Origin of the sequence: Nocardiopsis yanglingensis (assembly GCF_045809185.1) — a bacterium.
Lineage (GTDB): Bacteria > Pseudomonadota > Gammaproteobacteria > Xanthomonadales > Xanthomonadaceae > Stenotrophomonas > Stenotrophomonas yanglingensis.
The window spans coordinates 212,510-232,503 of sequence record NZ_JBJNRH010000006.1; the positions used below are offsets into that span (position 1 = coordinate 212,510).

General features: G+C 66.3%; 17 protein-coding genes and 1 riboswitch. Of the genes, 5 read left to right on the top strand and 12 right to left on the bottom strand.

Annotation, left to right across the window (positions count from 1 at the left end; translation table 11 throughout):
* Positions 1–22: 22 nt before the first annotated feature.
* The 5 genes from ACJ7C5_RS11170 to ACJ7C5_RS11190 all read right to left on the bottom strand — a co-directional run bounded on the left by ACJ7C5_RS11170 (position 23) and on the right by ACJ7C5_RS11190 (position 3,994).
* Entirely contained in the window at positions 23–757 is a 735-nt protein-coding gene (locus ACJ7C5_RS11170) for a suppressor of fused domain protein (RefSeq protein WP_412703923.1), read from the bottom strand.
* A gap of 126 nt (positions 758–883) precedes the next feature.
* The gene (locus ACJ7C5_RS11175) at positions 884–1,807 is read right to left on the bottom strand and encodes a ParB/RepB/Spo0J family partition protein (RefSeq protein ID WP_019338308.1); all 924 of its coding nucleotides are present in this window, start codon (positions 1,805–1,807) and stop codon (positions 884–886) included.
* Positions 1,807–2,604, bottom strand: a complete 798-nt coding sequence (locus ACJ7C5_RS11180) for a ParA family protein (RefSeq protein ID WP_032128472.1) — start codon at positions 2,602–2,604, stop codon at positions 1,807–1,809. Before ACJ7C5_RS11180 ends, ACJ7C5_RS11175 begins: the two co-directional genes overlap by 1 nt.
* A gap of 112 nt (positions 2,605–2,716) precedes the next feature.
* On the bottom strand, positions 2,717–3,355 hold the full coding sequence (rsmG, locus tag ACJ7C5_RS11185) for a 16S rRNA (guanine(527)-N(7))-methyltransferase RsmG (RefSeq protein ID WP_412703924.1): 639 nt from the start codon (positions 3,353–3,355) through the stop codon (positions 2,717–2,719).
* A gap of 39 nt (positions 3,356–3,394) precedes the next feature.
* A complete protein-coding gene (locus ACJ7C5_RS11190; protein ID WP_412703925.1) occupies positions 3,395–3,994 on the bottom strand; it encodes a 4'-phosphopantetheinyl transferase family protein in 600 nt (199 codons plus the stop codon).
* Between the two features lie 84 nt (positions 3,995–4,078).
* On the opposite strand from ACJ7C5_RS11190, the gene ACJ7C5_RS11195 reads away from it, so the two are divergent.
* On the top strand, positions 4,079–4,330 hold the full coding sequence (locus ACJ7C5_RS11195) for a GlsB/YeaQ/YmgE family stress response membrane protein (RefSeq protein WP_005411656.1): 252 nt from the start codon (positions 4,079–4,081) through the stop codon (positions 4,328–4,330).
* Positions 4,331–4,402: 72 nt separating this feature from the next.
* On the opposite strand, the gene xth is transcribed toward ACJ7C5_RS11195, so the two are convergent.
* From xth to ACJ7C5_RS11215, 4 genes are all read right to left on the bottom strand, one after another.
* Entirely contained in the window at positions 4,403–5,170 is a 768-nt protein-coding gene (gene xth / locus ACJ7C5_RS11200) for an exodeoxyribonuclease III (RefSeq protein ID WP_412703926.1), read from the bottom strand.
* Between the two features lie 147 nt (positions 5,171–5,317).
* Positions 5,318–6,727: a coniferyl aldehyde dehydrogenase gene (locus tag ACJ7C5_RS11205; protein WP_412703927.1), complete on the bottom strand. Its 1,410-nt coding sequence runs from the start codon at positions 6,725–6,727 to the stop codon at positions 5,318–5,320.
* Positions 6,728–6,854: 127 nt separating this feature from the next.
* A complete protein-coding gene (tli1a, locus tag ACJ7C5_RS11210) occupies positions 6,855–7,394 on the bottom strand; it encodes a Tli1a family immunity protein (protein ID WP_412703928.1) in 540 nt (179 codons plus the stop codon).
* A 54-nt stretch (positions 7,395–7,448) separates the two neighbouring features.
* Entirely contained in the window at positions 7,449–8,066 is a 618-nt protein-coding gene (locus ACJ7C5_RS11215; RefSeq protein WP_412703929.1) for a hypothetical protein, read from the bottom strand.
* A gap of 282 nt (positions 8,067–8,348) precedes the next feature.
* Between ACJ7C5_RS11215 and ACJ7C5_RS11220 the strand changes: the two genes are divergently transcribed.
* Complete coding sequence (locus ACJ7C5_RS11220; protein WP_412703930.1) at positions 8,349–9,014, top strand: hypothetical protein; 666 nt, start codon at positions 8,349–8,351, stop codon at positions 9,012–9,014.
* A 140-nt stretch (positions 9,015–9,154) separates the two neighbouring features.
* Here the strand turns inward: ACJ7C5_RS11220 and ACJ7C5_RS11225 are convergent, their stop codons facing one another.
* Both ACJ7C5_RS11225 and ACJ7C5_RS11230 read right to left on the bottom strand, forming a co-directional pair.
* Positions 9,155–10,819: an MFS transporter gene (locus tag ACJ7C5_RS11225; protein ID WP_049399160.1), complete on the bottom strand. Its 1,665-nt coding sequence runs from the start codon at positions 10,817–10,819 to the stop codon at positions 9,155–9,157.
* 131 nt (positions 10,820–10,950) lie between these two features.
* Positions 10,951–12,378 carry a DcaP family trimeric outer membrane transporter gene (locus ACJ7C5_RS11230; RefSeq protein WP_094002239.1) on the bottom strand — a complete coding sequence of 476 codons (1,428 nt, stop codon included), beginning with the start codon at positions 12,376–12,378 and terminating at the stop codon, positions 10,951–10,953.
* 245 nt (positions 12,379–12,623) lie between these two features.
* On the opposite strand from ACJ7C5_RS11230, the gene acs reads away from it, so the two are divergent.
* The 3 genes from acs (at position 12,624) to ACJ7C5_RS11245 (ending at position 16,340) form a co-directional block, all read left to right on the top strand.
* Positions 12,624–14,567, top strand: coding sequence for an acetate--CoA ligase (gene acs, locus ACJ7C5_RS11235; RefSeq protein ID WP_412703931.1), 1,944 nt, complete (start codon positions 12,624–12,626; stop codon positions 14,565–14,567).
* Positions 14,568–14,688: 121 nt separating this feature from the next.
* Complete coding sequence (locus ACJ7C5_RS11240) at positions 14,689–15,354, top strand: response regulator transcription factor (RefSeq protein ID WP_006477308.1); 666 nt, start codon at positions 14,689–14,691, stop codon at positions 15,352–15,354.
* A 232-nt stretch (positions 15,355–15,586) separates the two neighbouring features.
* A riboswitch (yybP-ykoY riboswitch) is annotated at positions 15,587–15,676 on the top strand.
* Between the two features lie 88 nt (positions 15,677–15,764).
* On the top strand, positions 15,765–16,340 hold the full coding sequence (locus ACJ7C5_RS11245; RefSeq protein WP_010482394.1) for a manganese efflux pump MntP: 576 nt from the start codon (positions 15,765–15,767) through the stop codon (positions 16,338–16,340).
* Positions 16,341–16,439: 99 nt separating this feature from the next.
* On the opposite strand, the gene ACJ7C5_RS11250 is transcribed toward ACJ7C5_RS11245, so the two are convergent.
* Positions 16,440–19,886, bottom strand: coding sequence for a hybrid sensor histidine kinase/response regulator (locus tag ACJ7C5_RS11250; protein ID WP_412703932.1), 3,447 nt, complete (start codon positions 19,884–19,886; stop codon positions 16,440–16,442).
* Between the last annotated feature and the right edge of the window lie 108 nt (positions 19,887–19,994).

The following is a 19,994-nucleotide window of genomic DNA, read 5'->3' on the forward strand; positions in this document are numbered from 1 at the left end:
GTGCAGAGGATACGCTGCGGGCTCAGAACAGCCCAAAACGCTTCCTGGCCACATTGGTGCGGCCGGGTTCGATCACATCGTTGATCTGCTTCGCATCGAAGCGGTCGAGCAGGACGTCGTCGCCCTTCTTCAGCTTCAGGTCCATCTCTTCCGGATACAGCGGAACCAGGCTCATGAAGCTGATGATCTTGCCGTCGTCCAGTTCCAGCGTGGCGAAGTCCTCCGGGGTAGTCACCGGGGGCAGCACGATGGCGCCGTCGAAGCCCACGCCGGGCGCATAGGGCTCGCTAGGATGGCCGTTGGGAATGGTGTGGCCGAAGCCCAACCAGGTGTCGTACTCGTGCGGCAGCCGCGCCATGCCCTTCAGCAGGCGCACCGGCCAGTAGTTGCGTTCGTCCTCGAAGGCGTCCTGCGTGATCGGCCAGTCGGCCGGCAGGGTCACCATCAGCTCCATGTAGCGTGGCACGTCCGCATCCGCCTCGGCGGGCACGGTCATCGGCAGGTCGCTCATGCCGGAGGTGACCAGACGCAGGTAGGGGCAGCGGTCATTGGCCGGCACCACGTGCACGTCGATGTGCACCAGGTCGGAAATGAGTTCGTGCAGGACCGTGGCGATCGGTCCGAGATGGCGCGCGATGTGGTCGCTGATCGCCTCGATATGCTGTTCTTCGCCGATGGCGAGCACGAAGTCCTTTTCTCGCCGGTGCCTCAGTATCCGGGTACCGTCCGGGCTGACGTCCTCGTATTCGTTGCTCATGTCCTGCTCCCTGGATGAGGCCACGGACCGGAGAGCAGTGCATCCCCCGGCACGCGCGGCGGTGCGTTCCCTGTCATCGGCAGGACGCGGCGGGAACAGGCCGCGCCCCCTGTCACTGCGCCGGGCTCAGCCCTGGCGCGTGCGCAGCTTTTCCAGCACGCCGTCCAGGGTGTCCAGGTCGGTGTAATGGATGATCAGCTTGCCCTTGCCACCGCGGCCGTGGCTGATCGCCACCTTGGCCCCCAGCGCTTCGGACAGCTCGGTTTCCAGCGAGGCGATATCGGCCTGCTGCACCTTCGGCGTCGCCACCGGGCGGTTGCTCGGCACCTTGCCGGCGGCGAAGGCCTGCGCACGGCGCTCGACCTCGCGCACCGACCAGCCTTCATCGGCCGCTTCCTGCGCCAGCTTGCCGGCCAGCTCGGGAGCCAGGGTCAGCAGCGCGCGGGCGTGGCCCATTTCCAGGCGGCGGGTTTCCAGCAGCAGACGGATCGCCACCGGCAGCTCCAGCAGGCGCAGCAGGTTGGACACCGCCGCGCGCGAGCGGCCGACGGCCTCGGCGGCCTCGGCATGGGTCAGGGTGAACTCGCTGATCAGGCGCTGCAGCGCCTCGGCTTCTTCCAGCGGGTTGAGGTCTTCGCGCTGGATGTTCTCGATCAGCGCCATCGCGATGACGGTGCGGTCTTCCAGCTCGCGCACCACCACCGGCACTTCGTCCAGGCCGGCCAGCTGCGAGGCGCGCCAGCGGCGTTCACCGGCGACGATTTCGTAGTTGCCTGCCGGCAGCTGGCGCACCAGAATCGGCTGGATCACGCCCTGCGACTTGATCGAGTCGGCCAGCTCGGAGAGCTTGCCCTCGTCCATCTCGCGGCGCGGCTGGTACTTGCCCGGCTGCAGCTGGCCCACGGCCAGCTTGCGCAGCACTTCACCCGGCAGCGGCTCGATCACCGCGGTGGTGGCCTGCACCTGGCTGACCGCCCCCTTGGGACCCAGCAGCGCATCCAGGCCACGGCCGAGGCCTCGCTTCTTGGCTGCCGGCTTGCTGCTGGTCATCAGACGGTCTCCACGGCCTTGGCGGCCTTGTTGCGTTCGTTGTTGCGGCGGATGATCTCGCCGGCCAGGCCCAGGTAGGCCACGCCACCGCGCGAGGCGCGGTCGTAGCCGACGATGCTCTGGCCATGGCTGGGCGCCTCGGCCAGGCGCACGTTGCGCGGCACGATGGTGCGGAACACGCGGTCGCCGAAGTGCTCGGTGAGCTCGGCCGAGACCGCATTGGCCAGGTTGTTGCGCACATCGAACATGGTGCGCAGCACGCCTTCGATCTCCAGCGCTGGGTTGAGGTTGGCACGCAGCGCCTCGATGGTTTCCACCAGCGCGCTCAGGCCTTCCAGCGCGTAGTACTCGCACTGCATCGGCACGATCACCGAGTCGGCGGCGGCCAGCGCGTTGAGCGTCAGCAGCGACAGCGCCGGCGGGCAGTCAATCAGGATGTAGTCGTACTCGTCGCGGATCGGCGCCAGCGCGCGCTTCAGCCGCTGCTCGCGCTCGCTCTGCGCCATCAGCTGGATCTCGGCGGCGGTCAGGTCGATGTTGCCGGGCAGCAGGTCGTAGCCTTCGGCAGTCTGCACGCGCACATCGGCGGCGCTGGACTCGCCCAGCAGCAGATCGTAGGTGGAGGAGACCAGCTCGCGCTTGTCCACGCCGCTGCCCATGGTCGCGTTGCCCTGCGAATCCAGGTCGACCAAGAGCACGCGCTTGGGTGCGTTGGCCAGGGAAGCGGCCAGGTTGACGGCGGTCGTGGTCTTGCCGACGCCACCCTTCTGGTTGGCGATGGCGATGATGCGGGCCATGCGGGTGTGCCTCGTCGACGTGTGCTGGGACCGGTCATTATGCGTACAACCGGCCCCTTGCGGAAATCGTGGATCGCCAACCTCTTGTTCCACAAGGGGCTGGCGACGGGAATCAGGGGCCTGTAACAGTGACCAGGTGGCGTTCGCCGGCCAGGCCGGGCACGCTCAGCGGGGTCACCTCGCGCACCTGCCAGCCAGCCGGCAGCTCCGCGATCTCTTCATGCGGGTAGACGCCCTTCATGGCCAGCAGCACGCCGCCGGGGCGCAGCAGGTGGCCACCGACGCGGACGATGCCGGCCAGGGTGTCCATCGCGCGCGCGGTCAGCTGGTCGTAGCGGCCGGCCTCGTCCAGCGCCTCGGCGCGCGATTCGGCCACGCGGGCGTTGCCCAGGCCGAGCTGGCGCACGGCTTCGCGCATGAAGCGCGCCTTCTTGCCGTTGCTTTCCACCAGGGTGACCTGCAGGCCCGGGCAGGCGATCGCCAGCGGGATGCCGGGCAACCCGGGGCCGGTGCCGAGGTCGGCCAAGCTGCCATCGGCCACGAACGGCTGCATCGCCAGCGAGTCGAGCAGGTGGCGGGTGACCATCTCCTGCGGTTCGCGGATGGCGGTGAGGTTGTAGGTGCCGTTCCAGCGGTGCAGCAGGGCCAGGTAGCGCAGCAGCGGCGGCGCCAGCGCGGCGTCCAGGCCCATGCTGGCCAGGCCCTGTTCCAGCGTGGCAGACACGCTGGCGGGAAGTGGGTGTTCGCTCATGCCGCCATTATCGCCGGTTTTGCGCGCTGATTCCCCGATTCAGAGCGGATACCAGGCCAATGCCGCACGGAACTGGCCGGTGGCCTGCCATTCGTGCAGGTGCCAGCGCGCGGCCTCGCCCAGTTCCGGGTCGCACCAGCGCAGGTGCAGGGCGCCATCGGCCCCCGGCGCCAGCTGCAGGCGGTGCAGGCCGAACGAGATGCCCTGCCCGTGCGCCTTCAGCATCGCTTCCTTGGCGCACCACACGCGGAAGAACCAGTGCTCGCGCCCGGCCTCGTCCAGGCTTTCCAGCCAGGCCACTTCCTCGGGGTGGAAGAAACGCTGCACGATCTCCAGCAGACGGGCCCGCGGCCGCAGCAGCTCCAGGTCCACGCCCAGCCGCACGCCTTCGCCCAGCGCCACCAGCAGCACCTCGCCGCTGTGGCTCCAGCCGGTGCCGTAGTGGGCCAGCGCACCGCTCAGCTCCGGCCGGCCCTTGTCATCACGGACCAGTGGCAGCGTCTCCGGGTCGGCGCCCAGCGCCTGCGCCAGCACCTGCCGCGCCTGCGGTTCGCCACGCTGGCCCGGCACGTGCGGGCGCCGCCAGACCGTCACCGGACCGAAGCGCCACGGGCCATCGAGGGTGGCTGGCAGGCTCATCCGCACGCGCCCATCACGTAATTCCACGACGGGTTCACGGCCGTGCGCGTCAACTGGTCACAGTTCCCCACCGGAGGTTCGATCATGGGCATCATCATCTGGCTGATCGTCGGCGGCATCGTAGGCTGGCTGGCCAGCATAATCATGAAGCGCGATGCCCAGCAGGGCATCATCCTCAACATCGTGGTCGGCATCGTCGGCGCGCTGATTTCCGGCTGGCTGTTCGGCGGCGGCATCAACGAAGCGATCACCATCCGCACCTTCCTGTTCTCGCTGATCGGTGCGGTGATCCTGCTGGCGATCGTCAACCTGTTCACCCGCAAGAGCATACGCTGACGCGGCAGTCGTGCCGGCCGCTGGCCGGCAGACGCATCACAACGGGCCCGGCAATCGTCGGGCCCCGTTCGTTCAACCGATCTGCACCCACGCCGGCGCATGGTCGCTCGGGCGTTCCCAGGTGCGCGGCTCGCGGTCGATGCCCGAGGCCACCGCACTGCCCTTCAGCGCATCGGAGACCAGGGTCAGGTCGATGCGCAGGCCCAGGTTGCGGCGGAAGCCGGCCGCACGGTAATCCCACCAGCTGAAGGTGCCCGCCTCGTCGTTGTGCAGGCGGAAGCCATCGTGCAGGCCCAGTTGCAGCAACTTGTTGAGCGCGCCGCGCTCGGCGGTGGAGGTGAGGATATGGTTTTCGTTCCACACCTCCGGGTCGTGCACGTCGCGCGCGTCCGGGGCGATGTTGAAATCGCCCATCACGATCAGCTTCGGGTGCCGCTGCAGTTCTTCGGCGATCCAGGCATGCACCGCCTCCAGCCAGCGCAGCTTGTATTCGTACTTGTCGGTGCCGATGTCCTGGCCGTTGACCACGTACAGGTTGATCACCCGCAGGTCGCCGAAGGTACCGGCGATGACGCGCTTCTGCTCGTCCTCGAAACCGGGAATGCCGATCTGCACGTCCTGCGCCGGCTCACGCGACAGCAGGGCCACGCCGTTGTAGGTCTTCTGGCCGGCGAACACGCTGCGGTAGCCCGCAGCGATCAGCGCAGAATCGGGGAACTTGTGGTCCTCCAGCTTGGTTTCCTGGATACCGACGATGTCCGGGCCGAACTCCTTGAGCCACTGCTCCAGGTGCGGCAGGCGGACATTGAGCGAATTGACGTTCCACGAGGCGATCTTCATGCGGGCATTCTACCCGGGTAGACCTTGCTGGGCGCTCATGTACCCCGGTAGACGCCAACCTTGGTTGGCGCTGGGGCCCCCGCGTGCCAACCAAGGTTGGCACCTACCCGAGCAGATCCCGTCAGTAGAGCCACGCCATGCGTGGCTTCACCGCAGCAGCAGCTTCAACAACCCCGCAATCTTCGAATACGGCGGCCGCAGCCGGTCGCTGGCGGCCCAGCGCGACTGCCACAGCACCGGCAGCCGCTTGCTCATCGCATCGAACCCGGCCCGGCCGTGGTACGCGCCCATGCCGCTGGCGCCCACGCCGCCGAACGGCAGCCCGTCGGCAGCGAAGTGCAGCAGCGTGTCGTTGACCGTCACCCCACCGGCCACCACCTGGCCGAGGATGCGCTCGACCGTGGCCCGGTCATGGCTGAAGGGATACAGCGCCAGCGGCCGGTCGCGGGACAGTACGTCGGCCAGCGCAGCATCCAGATCCGGGTAAGCCCGCACCGGCAGGATCGGCCCGAAGATCTCCTCGCGCATCAGGTCCAGGTCGTCCGGCGGGTCCAGCACCACGGTCGGCACCAGCAGGCGCTCGCGGTCGGCGCGCGCCTCATCCACCTGCGCCAACGGAATCACCGGCACGCCACGTTCGCGCGCCTGCGCCAGATAGCCCTGCAGGCGCCGGTACTGGCCTTCGTTGATGATGCGCGTGTAATCGTCGGCATCGCTGAAGTCGCCGTAGCGCTCGCGTACCTGCTGCTGCAGGGCCTGCACGAACTCACGCTGGCGCGCGGTGTCGATCAGCACGTAATCCGGCGCGATGCAGGTCTGGCCCGCGTTGAACCACTTGCCGGTGGCCAGCCGCGTTGCGGCTTTGTCCAGTGGGAAATCGTGGCAGACGATGGCCGGCGACTTGCCGCCCAGCTCCAGCGTGACCGGCACCAGATGCTCGGCGGCGGCAGCCATCACCTTGCGGCCAACAGCCGTCGAGCCGGTGAACAGCAGATGGTCCAGCGGCAGCGAGGACACCGCCGCCGCCACATCCGCCCCACCCTGCACCACCGCCACCCGATCGGGCGGGAACACGCTGGCCAGGAGATCGGCCAGGAACGCGCTGGTGCACGGCGTGTGTTCGGAGGGCTTGAGCAACACGTGATTGCCGGCGGCAATGGCGGTGGCCAGCGGCACCAATGCCAGCGTGACCGGGTAGTTCCAGGGCGAGATCACCCCGACCACGCCCAACGGCGTCGGCCGCAGCTGCGCGCGCGCCGGCCACAATCGCCAACCGGCGCCCACCCGCTGCGGCTTCGACCAGCGGCGCAGGTGGCGGCGCAGGTGGTCGATGGCCGACAGCACGCTCATGCCATCGGCCAGCTTCGATTCGACGTGGGCGCGATGGCCGAAGTCCTCGGCGATGGCCTGGGCCATTTCGTCCAGACGCGGCTTCAACGCCTCGCGCAGGCGGCGCAGGTCGGCTTCGCGCTGGTCGAGCGAAGGGCGCTGCGACCGCCAGGCACTGCGCAGGGTGTGCAGGATGGCGGGCAGGTCGGTCGGCGTGGTGGTGGTCATGGGCCGATTGTAGAGTCGAGCCGTGCTCGACTCGCATGCCAACCTTCACGCCTTCGCACGGGGTCTCATTCGGGAACCTCGCCACCAACGTGCATGCGCTCACCCTCGCATGCAATCCCGTCCCTCACTACGCCTTCTGCTGCTCGGTACGCTCTGCCGGGCATGACGGCGGTTCTGGCAACTCAAGCGGAATCTTGATCGGATACTCAGGGCTGCCGTAGGCGTAACAGGAGGTGGTGACCTGAATCTCATCGCAGGGCAGGAAATGCACGGTGATGCCGCAGACTTTCTGGTTGGTGTAATCCGGGACGGGGACGACTTTGCTGTGCCTGCGCTTTTGTGCCTCGATTTGTTGCAGCCAAGCGTCGTACTTCGCCTCATCTGCAAACCCAGGGAATCCCGCTGTACTCCCTGTCCCGGTTTCCCAATCGACCCGTACCATCATCCCTGGCCGCCACTGATCTGGAGTCATGTAACAGCATCCTCCTCCGCCACCTTGATATGGACCAATAACGTCAATCGCCGAACGGCCATCGACACTGAATCGGTTGATCGCCCAGTGAGTGTGGTTGACGCCATAGATCGCACTGGCATCCACAGCGTCAGCAGATAAGAGCAGAGGTGGGCCAGCAAGAAATGCCAGTGCCACGCGCTTCAAAACAAACATCACTGAAACTCCAGAATGTATAGCCCTCGTACTTTGTCCGAGGGAACGAATGCGCTACTCAGCTGCAAACTTGCGCCTCCAGTCACGCAGCATCTCGACCTCCCGCGTGATCAGCGCCGATTCTGGTACGGGCGCGTCGGAGAACTGTTCGCCCGACATTGGAATCCTCCTCAGGGCGACATTCCGATCACCTACGAAGAAGTGGGGCATAAAGCAGTAAGGCTCATCGCCCGATTCCGTGGGCTGCTTCACCAACGTCGCAAACACGGCATTCGTCGGCATGCTCGGTTTGGCGCCTGAACACCACGGATGCGACGAGACGATGTCCTGAATCCGCACGCACGCCCGACGGAACTCCGTGGGACTGGAGACCTTTCCGAGAGAGACGCGATGTACCCGATAGGTGTCGTCTTCCGGTTGTGCCTCGACAAGCCATCCTGAGTTGTCATGCGATGTGCAACCGCAATCGCAGGTCACCAATGTTGCGTTTGGTACGGCGTTGTTCCAGGACAGCCAGACCTTCTCTGTCTTGCATAGTTGTTTGATCACGGGCGATCTTTCCTCGACTCGCAGGCTTCCCTGCGGTGCCGCACCGTCGGCAGCTACATGCGTTTCTGCGTCGGGCGATGACGCTGAGACAGTGATGATCGCTGCCAGAAGTACGCTGCGCATGCCCCGATCCGATTCGATGAATCACCCATGCTATGGGACGCACTGGCGTACAAAGGGAATTCGGGCCATTTGCGTCATAAGTTGGCAGTTCTTGCTAGAAGCCCCAGTGTTCCGTGTGGCTGGATACGTCACCTCGCACCGGTACGATTGAGTACTGGGCTGATATGTAGATTCGTACTTGTTTCATTGCTTCACGACGTCAGCGTGCTGAAGGTGGTGTCCCACCTCCAATAGCATGCGTAGATGCGACGCGTATTTGCATTTCTGACCGGATGTCTTCTCATGCCCGGAGTTTCCGATGCCAGCGAGCAGTCCATTGATGTCGCGGCAATCGACCTGAACGCCGAGCACGAACACATCCCATTGCTGGGCGACACCCTGGCCGCCGTCGTCGGCGAGCTCGAGGGCGATGCCACACTCGGTGGCAGTAGTGGCAGGTTGCTCGAGGCGCTTGCAGAGAGGCTCGAGCGTACGACCTGCCGTGTACAGACTCCCGTCAATGACAGCTCACGGTCGTCCGGCGTGATCTGCAGCGGACCCGATGTAGACAGCGTCTTCCCGTACTACACAGCATTGCGGCAGGCGAAGACACCTGCAGAGCACGATAGTCGGGGCCGTCGCTTTCTGGAAGCCTATGCCACCTTGCTCAGGGATGCACCGGATGTCGCTCTCACGCGACCGAGCGAAGACGAGGCTGCAGATGGGTTGTTACATGTGCTCTTTCCGTTCGCGGCCTGGGACGAGAAGCTGAACATTCCACGCCATGACGTGCACTTCCCATTTGTTCCTGTGTGCAACCTCGTTGTCGCCCGCGCTGCGCGTTGCCCGGGAGCCGACCAGTTGCGCAGGCAGATCCGCCAGGCAGGCGATGAGAGCGCGCAGCGTCGGTTCTGCATCGAAGCGTTTTCAAGGCGGCAGTTTGAGCAGAGCGATGGATGCCCGGAGTAGCACGTCCTGCGACCGGGGTCGGAGCCCATTCGCGCGCGAAAGGGATCCGACCCCAGTCGCCACCCCACAAACAAAAAGGCCGCGGTTTGCACCGCGGCCCCTGAAACCCGGTGGGTGCCGACCGTTGGTCGGCACGCCGTTTACTTGGTGATATCCACGTCCTTGGTCTCGCGCAGGAACAGGCCACCGATCACCACCGACATCAGCGCGATGATGATGGGGTACCACAGGCCGTAGTACAGGTTGCCGGTACCGGCCACCAGCGCGAACGAGATCGCCGGCAGGAAGCCACCGAACCAGCCGTTGCCGATGTGGTACGGCAGCGACATCGAGGTGTAGCGGATGCGGGTCGGGAACAATTCGACCAGGTAAGCGGCGATCGGGCCGTAGACCATGGTCACGTACAGCACCAGCAGCCACAACATGAAGATGGTGCCGGCGATGTTGATGCGGGCGCCATCGGCCTTGGCCGGATAACCGGCGGTGGTCAGGGCGGTCTTCAGTTCCGCACCGAACGCATCGGCCTTGGCCTTGCCGTCTTCCTTGGTCAGGCCGGCGGCCTCATACGAGGTGACGCTGGCGCTGCCCACGTTCACCATCGCCAGCGAACCGGCGGCGGCGGGCTGCACGTCGTACGGCACACCGGCCTTGGTCAGCGCGGCGGTGGCCACGTCGCAGGAGCTGGTGAACTTGCGCAGGCCGACCGGATCGAACTGGAACGAGCAGGTGGCCGGATCGGCCACGACCAGGGCCGGCGAGCTGCTGCGGGCTTCTTCGATGGCCGGGTTGGCGAAGTGGGTCAGGCCCTTGAAGATCGGGATGTAGGTGACGGCCGCCAGCAGGCAGCCGGCCAGGATGATCTTCTTGCGGCCGATGCGGTCGGACAGCCAGCCGAAGAAGATGAAGAACGGGACGCCCAGTGCCAGCGCGGCGGCGATCAGCAGGTAGGAGGTGGTGGCATCGACCTTCAGCATGCTGCTGAGGAAGAACAGCGCGTAGAACTGGCCGCCGTACCAGACCACGGCCTGGCCGGCTGCGGCACCCAGCAGAACCAGCAGCATCAGCTTCAGGTTGCCGCCCTTCAGGCTGTCACGGAACGGAGTCTTGGAACCCTTGCCCTCGGACTTCATCTGCTGGAACAGCGGCGATTCGCTCAGCTGCAGACGGATCCACACCGACACGCCCAGCAGCAGGATCGAGACCAGGAACGGAATGCGCCAGCCCCAGGCTTCGAAGGCTTCGTTGCCGAGGAAGTAGCGGCAGGCCAGGATGATCAGCAGCGACATGAACAGGCCGAGCGTGGCGGTGCACTGGATGAAGCTGGTGTACAGACCGCGCTTGTCGTCCGGCGCATGCTCGGCCACGTAGGTGGCGGCACCGCCGTACTCGCCGCCCATCGCCAGGCCCTGGGCCAGGCGCAGGATGATCAGGATCACCGGTGCGGCGAAGCCGATCGAGGCGTAGTTGGGCAGCACGCCGACCAGGAAGGTCGAGATGCCCATGATCAGGATGGTGACCAGGAAGGTGTACTTGCGGCCGATGCGGTCGCCGAGGCTGCCGAAGAAGGCCGCACCGAACGGACGCACGAAGAAGCCGGCGGCAAACGCCAGCAGGGCGAAGATCATGCCCGTGGTCTCATTGACGCCACTGAAGAACTGCTTGGCAATGATGGCGGCGAGCGAGCCGTACAGGAAGAAGTCATACCACTCGAAGACCGTGCCGAGGCTCGAGGCGAAGATGACTTTCTTGTGGCCCTTGGTCAGGGTGCCCGCCGCATTGTGCGGGCTTGATGCAGTGCTGGACATGGGACGTTTTCCCTCTGTAGATGCCGACCTGGATCGGTGGGTGCCGACCGTTGGTCGGCACACAATTCGGTAGGTGCCGACCGTGACCGGCACTCAATCTCGGTAGGTGCCGGCCGCTGGCCGGCACGCTCTTAGAAGCTGTACTTCGTGGTGAACTGCAACCGGGTGATGTCACCCTTGTTGCCGTTCTCCACTTCGCGACGGCCGTACATCAGCTCGGCACCGATATCGACCTTGGGCAGCGGCGAATAGAAGATGTTGCCGCGGATGCTCTGCACGCTCTTGGTCACCAGCGGGCCGAGGATGCTGTCGTTGTCGTAGTCGCTGCGCGCGTAGATCAGGTTGGTGCGCAGCTTCGGCGAGAACGCATGCCGCCAGCCCACGTAGCCGGCAAGCACGCCGGTCGGGTTGAGCTCGTCGCGGGCCACGTCGTAGGCGCTGTCGGCGGTGATGCCCAGGCCGATGTAGCGGGCGATGCCTTCGCCGCCGGTCAGCTGGTAGTGCAGCGAATCGCTGTCACCCATCACCCACTTGCCGCCCAGGGTCAGGCCGCCGGCCACCTTGTCGGCCTTGGCACCGGTGGCCTGGTTGTCGACCTTCAGCTGACGGACGATGCCGCCGACACCGAAGGTGCCCCAGTCGCCCTTCCAGCCATAGCGCATGGTCAGATCAGGCAGGCTGCCACGGTCGGAGTTGGCGCTGGTGTTGGTCCAGGCGCCGGTGACCGGGTTGCGGGTACCGGTGAGGGTGGTGGTTTCCGGGTTTTCCAGCGCGACGCTGAAGCCGCCCTGGGTGTAGCGCACCTGCGCCTGGCGCACGAAGATCACGCCGTCGGTGGGACCGACGAAGTCGACCGCTTCCGGCAGTGCGGCCGCGTCCATGAAGTTGGACCAGGTCTGGCCCGCCATCCAGTTGTTCCAGTACATGTAGGCGTGGCGCAGGGTCACACCGTAGGTATTGGTCGCGGTCTGGTTGCCCAGCGAATTGCCGAAGAAGTCCATCTCGAAGAACGCACCGGCCTTGTTGCCCGATTCGCTCACGTTGTCGATGCCCAGGTTGAAGCGCGAGAACTTGGCGTGGGCGTTGAAGTCGGTGCCCGAACGCTTGCCGCTGCCGCCGGCGCCTTCCACCGGGGTCTGGCCCGGCAGGTACAGCGAGCGGCCGGTGGCGTCGTCGGCCAGCTGGCCATCGCTGGTCTGGGTGGCCAGGAAATCGGCCTTGATGAAGCCGCCGATCTTGACCGTGGTACCCGGCGCCGCGCCCGGGGTGATGGTGGTGACCTGGATCGGCTGCTTGCCAGCCGGCACCTGTGCGACCGGCTTCTGCTCGGCCTGCACCGTGCGGACTTCGGTCACCGCCTGCTGGGTCTGGCTGATCTGGGTCTGTTGTTGTTGCTGCGAAGACAGCAGCAGCTGGACCTGGCGTTCCAGTTCGGCAACGCGTGCTTCCAGTGCCTTCTCTTTGGCGGTCTCTGCGAACGCCATGCCCGGTGCGACCAGGGCGACCAACAGGCAGGCCGCCAAAGGTTTGCGCACGGCTTTCAACGTACGGTGGCTCATGTTGCCCTCTCTCCCAAGTGGCAAGGTGATGCCGCGCGTGGGGCACGGTCGAGCCGAGACTGCGGGGCGTTCACGCACAGCGGCTATTCGCCATTGGTCGAACCCGGCCCTGCTGGGCGCTCACTTTCGACCATGGTCTAACCAGAGTGGTGACGCGGCCGGGGGTGGATGGGGCAAACTGAGGGGGATCGGTCGCCGCAATGCTGCGACCGCACACACAAAGTCAACGTGCAAGTGAGGGTGCCATGGCTGATATCTACCCCGTCGATCCGCAGTTCGCCGCCAAGGCACGCATCGACAAGACGTCGTACGAACAGCAGTACCAGGCTTCGGTGACCGACCCGGATGGTTTCTGGGGCAAGGCCGCCGAGCGCCTGCAATGGATGCGCAAGCCGACGAAGACCAAGAACGTCAGCTACGACCTGTCCGACTTCCACATCAAGTGGTTCGAGGATGGCGAGCTCAATGCCAGCGTGAACTGCCTGGACCGCCAGCTGGACACGCGGGGCGACAAGACCGCCCTGCTGTTCGAACCGGATGGCCCGGATGCACCGGCCCAGCACGTGACCTATCGCGAGCTGTACGAGCGCACCTGCCGCCTCGGCAACGCGCTGCGCAACCTCGGCGTCAAGAAGGGCGACCGCGTCACCATTTACCTGCCGATGATCGTCGACGCCGCCGTGGCCATGCTGGCCTGCGCGCGCATCGGTGCGATCCACTCGGTGGTGTTCGGTGGCTTCGCGCCGAACTCGATCGCCGACCGCGTCAGCGACTGCCAGAGCAAGCTGATCATCACCGCCGACGAAGGCCTGCGCGGCGGCCGGAAAATTCCGCTGAAGGCCAACGTCGATGCCGCGCTGAAGCTGCCGGGCACGAACACGGTTGAAACCGTGCTGGTAGTGCGCCACACCGGTGGCGCGGTGGACATGCAGGCCCCGCGCGACCGCTGGTTCCACGATGTGGTGGACAGCCAGCCAGCCAGCTGCGAACCCGAGCGCATGAACGCGGAAGACCCGCTGTTCATCCTCTACACCTCCGGTTCCACCGGCAAGCCGAAGGGCGTGCTGCACACCACCGGCGGCTACCTGCTGTACGCGGCCTACACCCATGAAGCGGTGTTCGACTTGCGCGAGGATGACATCTACTGGTGCACCGCCGACGTCGGCTGGGTCACCGGCCACAGCTACATCGTGTACGGTCCGCTGGCCAACGGCGCGACCTCGCTGATGTTCGAAGGCGTGCCGAACTACCCGGACACCTCGCGCTTCTGGAACGTCATCGACAAGCACAAGGTGACCATCTTCTACACCGCCCCGACCGCCATCCGTGCACTGATGCGCGAAGGCGAGGAGCCGGTGAAGAAGACTTCGCGTGCCTCGCTGCGCCTGCTTGGCAGCGTCGGCGAGCCGATCAACCCGGAAGCCTGGCGCTGGTACTACGAAGTGGTCGGCGACAGCCGCTGCCCGATCGTCGATACCTGGTGGCAGACCGAAACCGGCGGCATCCTGATCTCGCCGCTGGCCGGTGCGATGGACCTCAAGCCGGGTTCGGCCACCCTGCCCTTCTTCGGCGTGCAGCCGGCGCTGGTCAATGCCGATGGCGAGATCCAGGACGGCCCGACCGAAGGCAACCTGATCATCCGCGATTCCTGGCCGGGCCAGATGCGCACGGTGTACGGCGACCACCAGCGTTTCATCGATACGTATTTCCGCACCTACCCGGGCAGCTATTTCACCGGCGACGGTTGCCGCCGCGACGAAGACGGCTACTACTGGATCACCGGCCGCGTCGACGATGTGATCAACGTGTCCGGCCACCGCATCGGCACCGCCGAAGTGGAAAGCGCGCTGGTCTCGCACCCGAAGGTGGCCGAAGCGGCCGTGGTCGGCTTCCCGCACGACGTGAAGGGCCAGGGCATCTACGCCTACGTCACTCTGGTGGCCGAAGAAGCACCGAGCGACGAACTGCAGAAGGAACTGGTCGCCTGGGTGCGCAAGGAGATCGGCCCGATCGCCACGCCGGACCACCTGCAGTGGGCACCGGGCCTGCCGAAGACCCGCTCGGGCAAGATCATGCGCCGCATCCTGCGTAAGATCGCCGAGAACGCACCGGACCAGCTCGGCGACACCTCGACCCTGGCCGATCCGTCGGTGGTGGCGTCGCTGGTGGACGAGCGCAAGGTGCGCTGATGGCGTGACTGCAGGCGCAGGACGCGCCAGGGACGTGGCCGGGAGGAGGGACCCGGCCGCGTCCGACCCGTCCTGCACCTGCCATCACGTCGCTCTTTTTCCTGATCGATAAGCTCGACCCATGACCACCCTCCTGATTGCCGATGACCACCCGCTGTTCCGCGAAGCCCTGCGTGGGGCGGTGCAGCGGGTCATCCCCGGCGTGCAGCTGTTCGAGGCCGACAGCGTGGAAGCGCTGTATGCGCTGGCCGACCAGCACAACGACGCCGACCTGGTCCTGATGGACCTCAACATGCCCGGTGCGCAGGGTTTCAACGCCCTGGTGCACATGCGCTCACTGCACCCGCACCTGCCGGTGGTGGTGGTATCCGCGCGCGAAGAAGCCACGGTGATGCGCCGCGCGCTCGACCACGGCGCGCTCGGCTTCATTCCGAAGTCTGCGGATTCGGACACCATCGGCCACGCGCTGGGCACCATCCTCGATGGCGAGACCTGGGCGCCGCCGGAAGCGCACAACGTGCCGCCCACCGGCAGCGAAGAACGCGAAGTCGGCCAGCGCCTGCGCGAGCTGACCCCGCAGCAGTTCCGCGTCTTGCAGATGCTCGGTGCTGGGCGCTTGAACAAGCAGATCGCCTACGACCTCAACGTCTCCGAAGCGACGATCAAGGCCCACGTCACCGCGATCCTGCGCAAGCTGGGCGTGACCAACCGCACCCAGGCCGTGCTGATGGCCGGCAAGCTGGCCATCGACGACGACGCCATCGTGCTGCCGCCGGAAGAAGACTGAGGTAGTGCCGGCCGCTGGCCGGCATTGGCCTGAAACGCGCGACATCATCTGAACCCGCATTGGTAGGTGCCAAGCTAGCTTGGCACGCTCTCGGCGTTGCGCATGCCGGCCAGCGGCCGGCACTACCAGGCAACGCTGCGCTCTCGATATAGCCATCGCTATACAAACCAGCCCTGCCTGCGCGTTTCGCTGGAAGTGCGCCACGCGCGGATCGCGATGCTAAGCTTCGCGTCCCCTTGGGGAGTAGCCGGATTCCTTCGCAGGAATCGTCCACGTCAACATACTCGGCCAGTGCGCCGTGGCGTGGACAACCATGATGGTTGGCGAGACCAGCGGCCCGCGCGCGCAACATCAGGTTGGGCGCGAGCGCAGGCCGTGCGTCCGTCCTAGCCCGACCTCAGCCGCCGCCCATGTCCCCCATTTCGATCCTCCTGATCGGCTTTGCCATGTCCACCGATGCCTTCGCCGCTGCAATCGGCAAGGGTGCGGCCATGCGCAAGCCGGTGTTCCGCGATGCACTGCGTGCCGGCATCATCTTCGGCGTCATCGAGGCGATCACGCCCATCATCGGTTGGCTGCTTGGCCGTGCCGCCCTGCAGTACGTCGAAGCCTTCGACCACTGGATCGCCTTCGGCCTGCTCGGCGCGCTGGGCATCCACATGATCTACAACGGCCTGCGCCCGGACAGTGCCGAGGAAGACGAGGATCCCTCGCAGCACCACGGCTTCTGGAAGCTGGCGCTCACCGGTTTCGCCACCAGCATCGACGCAATGGCGGTGGGCATCGGCCTGGCCTTCATGGACGTGCATATCGGCGTGATGGCCGCGGTCATCGGCCTGTGCACGCTGACCATGGTGACCGTCGGCATCATGCTCGGCCGCGTGCTGGGCAGCATGGTCGGCAAGCGCGCCGAGATCATCGGTGGCGTGATCCTGGTGATCATCGGCGCGACGATCCTGTACGAACACCTGCACGGCGTGGGGTAACTTGCCGGAGGCGAGCGATTACGTGGTTGCCGGCCAGCGGCCGGCACTACCAGACGTCACATCCACGCATGGCGTGGATCTACTGCCGGGCGGCCGGCGCTACTGCGCATCGCGCAGCGCGCCCAGGAAGGCGCGCAGCGAGGCCGGTTTGATCGGTTTGGTCAGCACGCGGTAGCCACGTTCGCGTGCCATCCGCTTCAGCTCGTCGCGACCGTCGGCGGTCAGCAGCGCGCCGGGCAGCGGGTAGCCGGCTGCTTCGCGCAACGCCACCAGCGCATCCAGGCCGTCCATGCGATCGTGCAGGTGGTAATCCACCAGCATCACCTGCGGGCGCTCGGCAATCTTCTCCAGCGCCTGGTCGACGGTGGCAGCGGTGATCACCTGCACCTGCCAGCGGCCCAGCAACGCGCGCATGCCATCGAGGATCTCTTCGTCGTTGTCCACGCACAGCACGCGCAGGCCGGCCAGCGAATCGCTGCGCACTGGTGCGGCGGCGGCCTGTGCCGGCGCTGCCAGCTCGGTATAGCCCGGCAGCGGCGCCACCCGCGGCAGGATGATCGAGAACATCGACCCCTTGCCAACCCGGCTGCGCGCGTTGAGGCGATGGTCGAGCAGGCGCGAGATGCGCTGGCAGATCGACAGGCCCAGGCCCAGCCCCTGTTCACCCCAGTCGAACGGCTGCTGGTAGCGATGGAACTCGTCGAAGATCTGCCGCATGTGGTGCTCGGGAATGCCGGGACCGGTATCCCATACCTGCAGCTCCACTTCGTCGCCGCGTTGGCGCACGGCCAGCACGATGCGACCCTGGCGGGTGTAGCGCAGCGCATTGGCCAGGAAGTTCTGCAGCACACGGCGCAGCAGGCGGCGGTCACTGCGCACCCACGCCGGGCGCGCGAACAGGTCCAGGCGCAGGCCACGACCGGCCGCGACCGGGGTGTACTGCGCGGCCAGCTCGCGCATCAACGCGCTCACGTCGAACTCGCCGATCACCGGATGCAGGCCGCCGGCATCCAGCCGCGACACATCCAGCAGGCCATCGAGCAGTTCTTCGGCGGCTCGCAACGAAGCGTCCACTCGCTCGGCCAGATGCTTCTGCTCGTCACTCACGTGATCACTGTCGCGCAGTGCCGAGGCGAACAGGCGCGCAGCGTTCAACGGCTGCAGCACGTCGTGGCTGATCGCCGCCAGGAAACGGGTCTTCGACTGCTGCGCGACCTCAGCCTCATGCGAGCGTTCGGCCACGCGCTGTTCCAGCGTCTCGTTGGCTTCCAGCAGTGCTTTTTCCGCGTGCTTGTAGTCGGTGATGTCGTTGTAGCTGGTCACGTAGCCACCACCGGGCAGCGCCTGGCCACGCATCTCGATCACCTTGCCGTCGCTGCGGGTGCGTTCGAACACGTGCGGTGAACCGGCGCGCATGTAGCCGATGCGGCGATTGATCTGCACCTCGATATCGCCCTCGCCCAGCTCACCGCGCTCGGCGTTGTAGCGGATCAGGTCGGCCACCGGGCGGCCCACGTAGAGCATGCCGTCGGGGTAACCGAACATGTCCTGGTAGCGGCGGTTCCATGCAGTCAGGCGCATGTCCGGATCGACCACGCTGACCCCGGCGCTGATGTTCTCCAGCGTGGTCGACAGGATCTCGCGGTTGAAGCGCAGTTCCTGCCCCGCTTCGTCCAGCACCGCCACCACTTCGCCCAGGTCCATGCCCGAGCCACGCAACAGGCTGGTCAGCAGCAGGCGCGCCGATGCCGCACCAATCGATGCGGCCAGCAGCCGTTCGGTGAACTGCACCCAGGGGCGGTCCGCAGGCGCCGAGGACTGAAGCTCGCGACCCAGCGACTGTGCCTGCTCGAAGAACGAACGCCGCGCGTGGCGCTCGCCGACCACGCGCGAGGCCAGCGCCAGCAGGTCACCCACATGCACGTGACCCGGCCAGCCACCGGCCACCGACGGGCGCTCGGCATACGGGTCGAGGAACGGCGCGGCACGCAGCCGCTCATCGACGCCGGGGCGCCAGCGTGCGGATACCAACATCATCGTCGCCGCATTGACCAGCAGCGACCAGAACGTGCCGTGGGTCAGCGGATCCCAGCCGGTCATCCCGAACAGCTGCTGCGGGCGCAGCCACTCGATGCCGAACGGGCCGTGCTGCACCCAGCCAGCATCGACCCAGCCGGCCATGGTCATCGCCGGCAGCAGCAGGGTGTACAGCCAGGTGGCGAAGCCCAGCAGCATGCCTACCTCGACGCCGCGACGGCTGGCACCGCGCCAGTACAGGCCGCCGATCAGGCCGGGCGCGAACTGCGCCACCGCTGCGAACGCCATCAGGCCGTACGAGGCCAGCGTGCTGTCGTTGCTGCTGGTGCGGTAGTAGCTGTAGGCCATCAGCGCCAGCAGCAGGATCGCCAGGCGGCGGATCCACAGCACGCGCGAGGCGACGTCGGCGGCTTCCTGATGGTCGCCACTGCGGCGCAGCAGCACCGGCATCACCAGGTCGTTGCTGACCATGGTGGCCAGCGCGATGGACGACACGATGACCATGCCGGTGGCCGCCGAGAAGCCACCCACATAGGCGATCAGGGCCAGCGCGTTGCGGCCTTCGGCCAGCGGCAGGGCCAGCACCATCGAGTCGTCGGCGACGCTGCCGCCGGTACCGAACAGGGTCACGCCGGCGGTGGCGATCGGCAGCACCATGCCCGAGATCAGCACCAGATAGCCGCCGAACATCCAGCGCGCGCGGCGCACGTCTCGCACGTCACCGCACTCGACCACGGCCACGTGGAACTGGCGCGGCAGGCAGATGATGGCGAGGAAACTGAGCAGGGTCTGCGAGATGAAGCCCACCGGCGGCAGGCCGGTGAACAGCGTATGCACCGACTCGACCACCGCGTCGGTGCGGTTGCTCAGCCACAGGTAGGCGAACACGCCCACGGCCAGCATCGCCAGCAGCTTGATCACCGATTCGAAGGCAATCGCCAGCATCATGCCGTGATGGTGTTCGGTGGCATCGACCTGGCGGGTACCGAACAGGGTGGCGAACAACGCCATCAGCAGCGCCACGTACAGCGCGGGATCGGTGAAGAAGCCGGTCGGGCCGGTGTTGCCGGTCAGCACCTGCAGGCTCATCGCCACCGCTTTGTACTGCAGGGCCAGGTACGGAATGATGCCGATCAGCGCGATGATCGCCACCAGCGCCGCCAGCCGCCGCGAGCGGCCGAAGCGCGAGGAAATGAAATCGGCGATGGACACCACGTTCTGGCTGCGCGCGATCAGCGCCAGGCGCTCGATGATGCGCCAGCCGAACAACAGCAGCAGCAGCGGGCCGATGTAGATGGGCAGGTAGCCCACGCCGTTGCGCACGGCGGTGCCGACCGCGCCGTAGAAGGTCCACGACGAGCAGTACACGGCCAGCGCCAGGCTGTAGACCACCGGCCGCAGCCACGGCCGGTCGGGGTACATCGGCCGACGGTCACCCCACCACGCCACGCCGAACAGCAGCGCGGCATAGGCAACCGAGACCAGCAGCAGGATCCAGCTGGAGACCACGCGCGCGTTTCCGTCAGGACAGGGGCCAGTAGATCACGACCGTTGGTCGTGAGGGTAGGTCACGGCGGTGGGTCACGACCGTTGGTCGTGACGGAGGCATCCATGCCC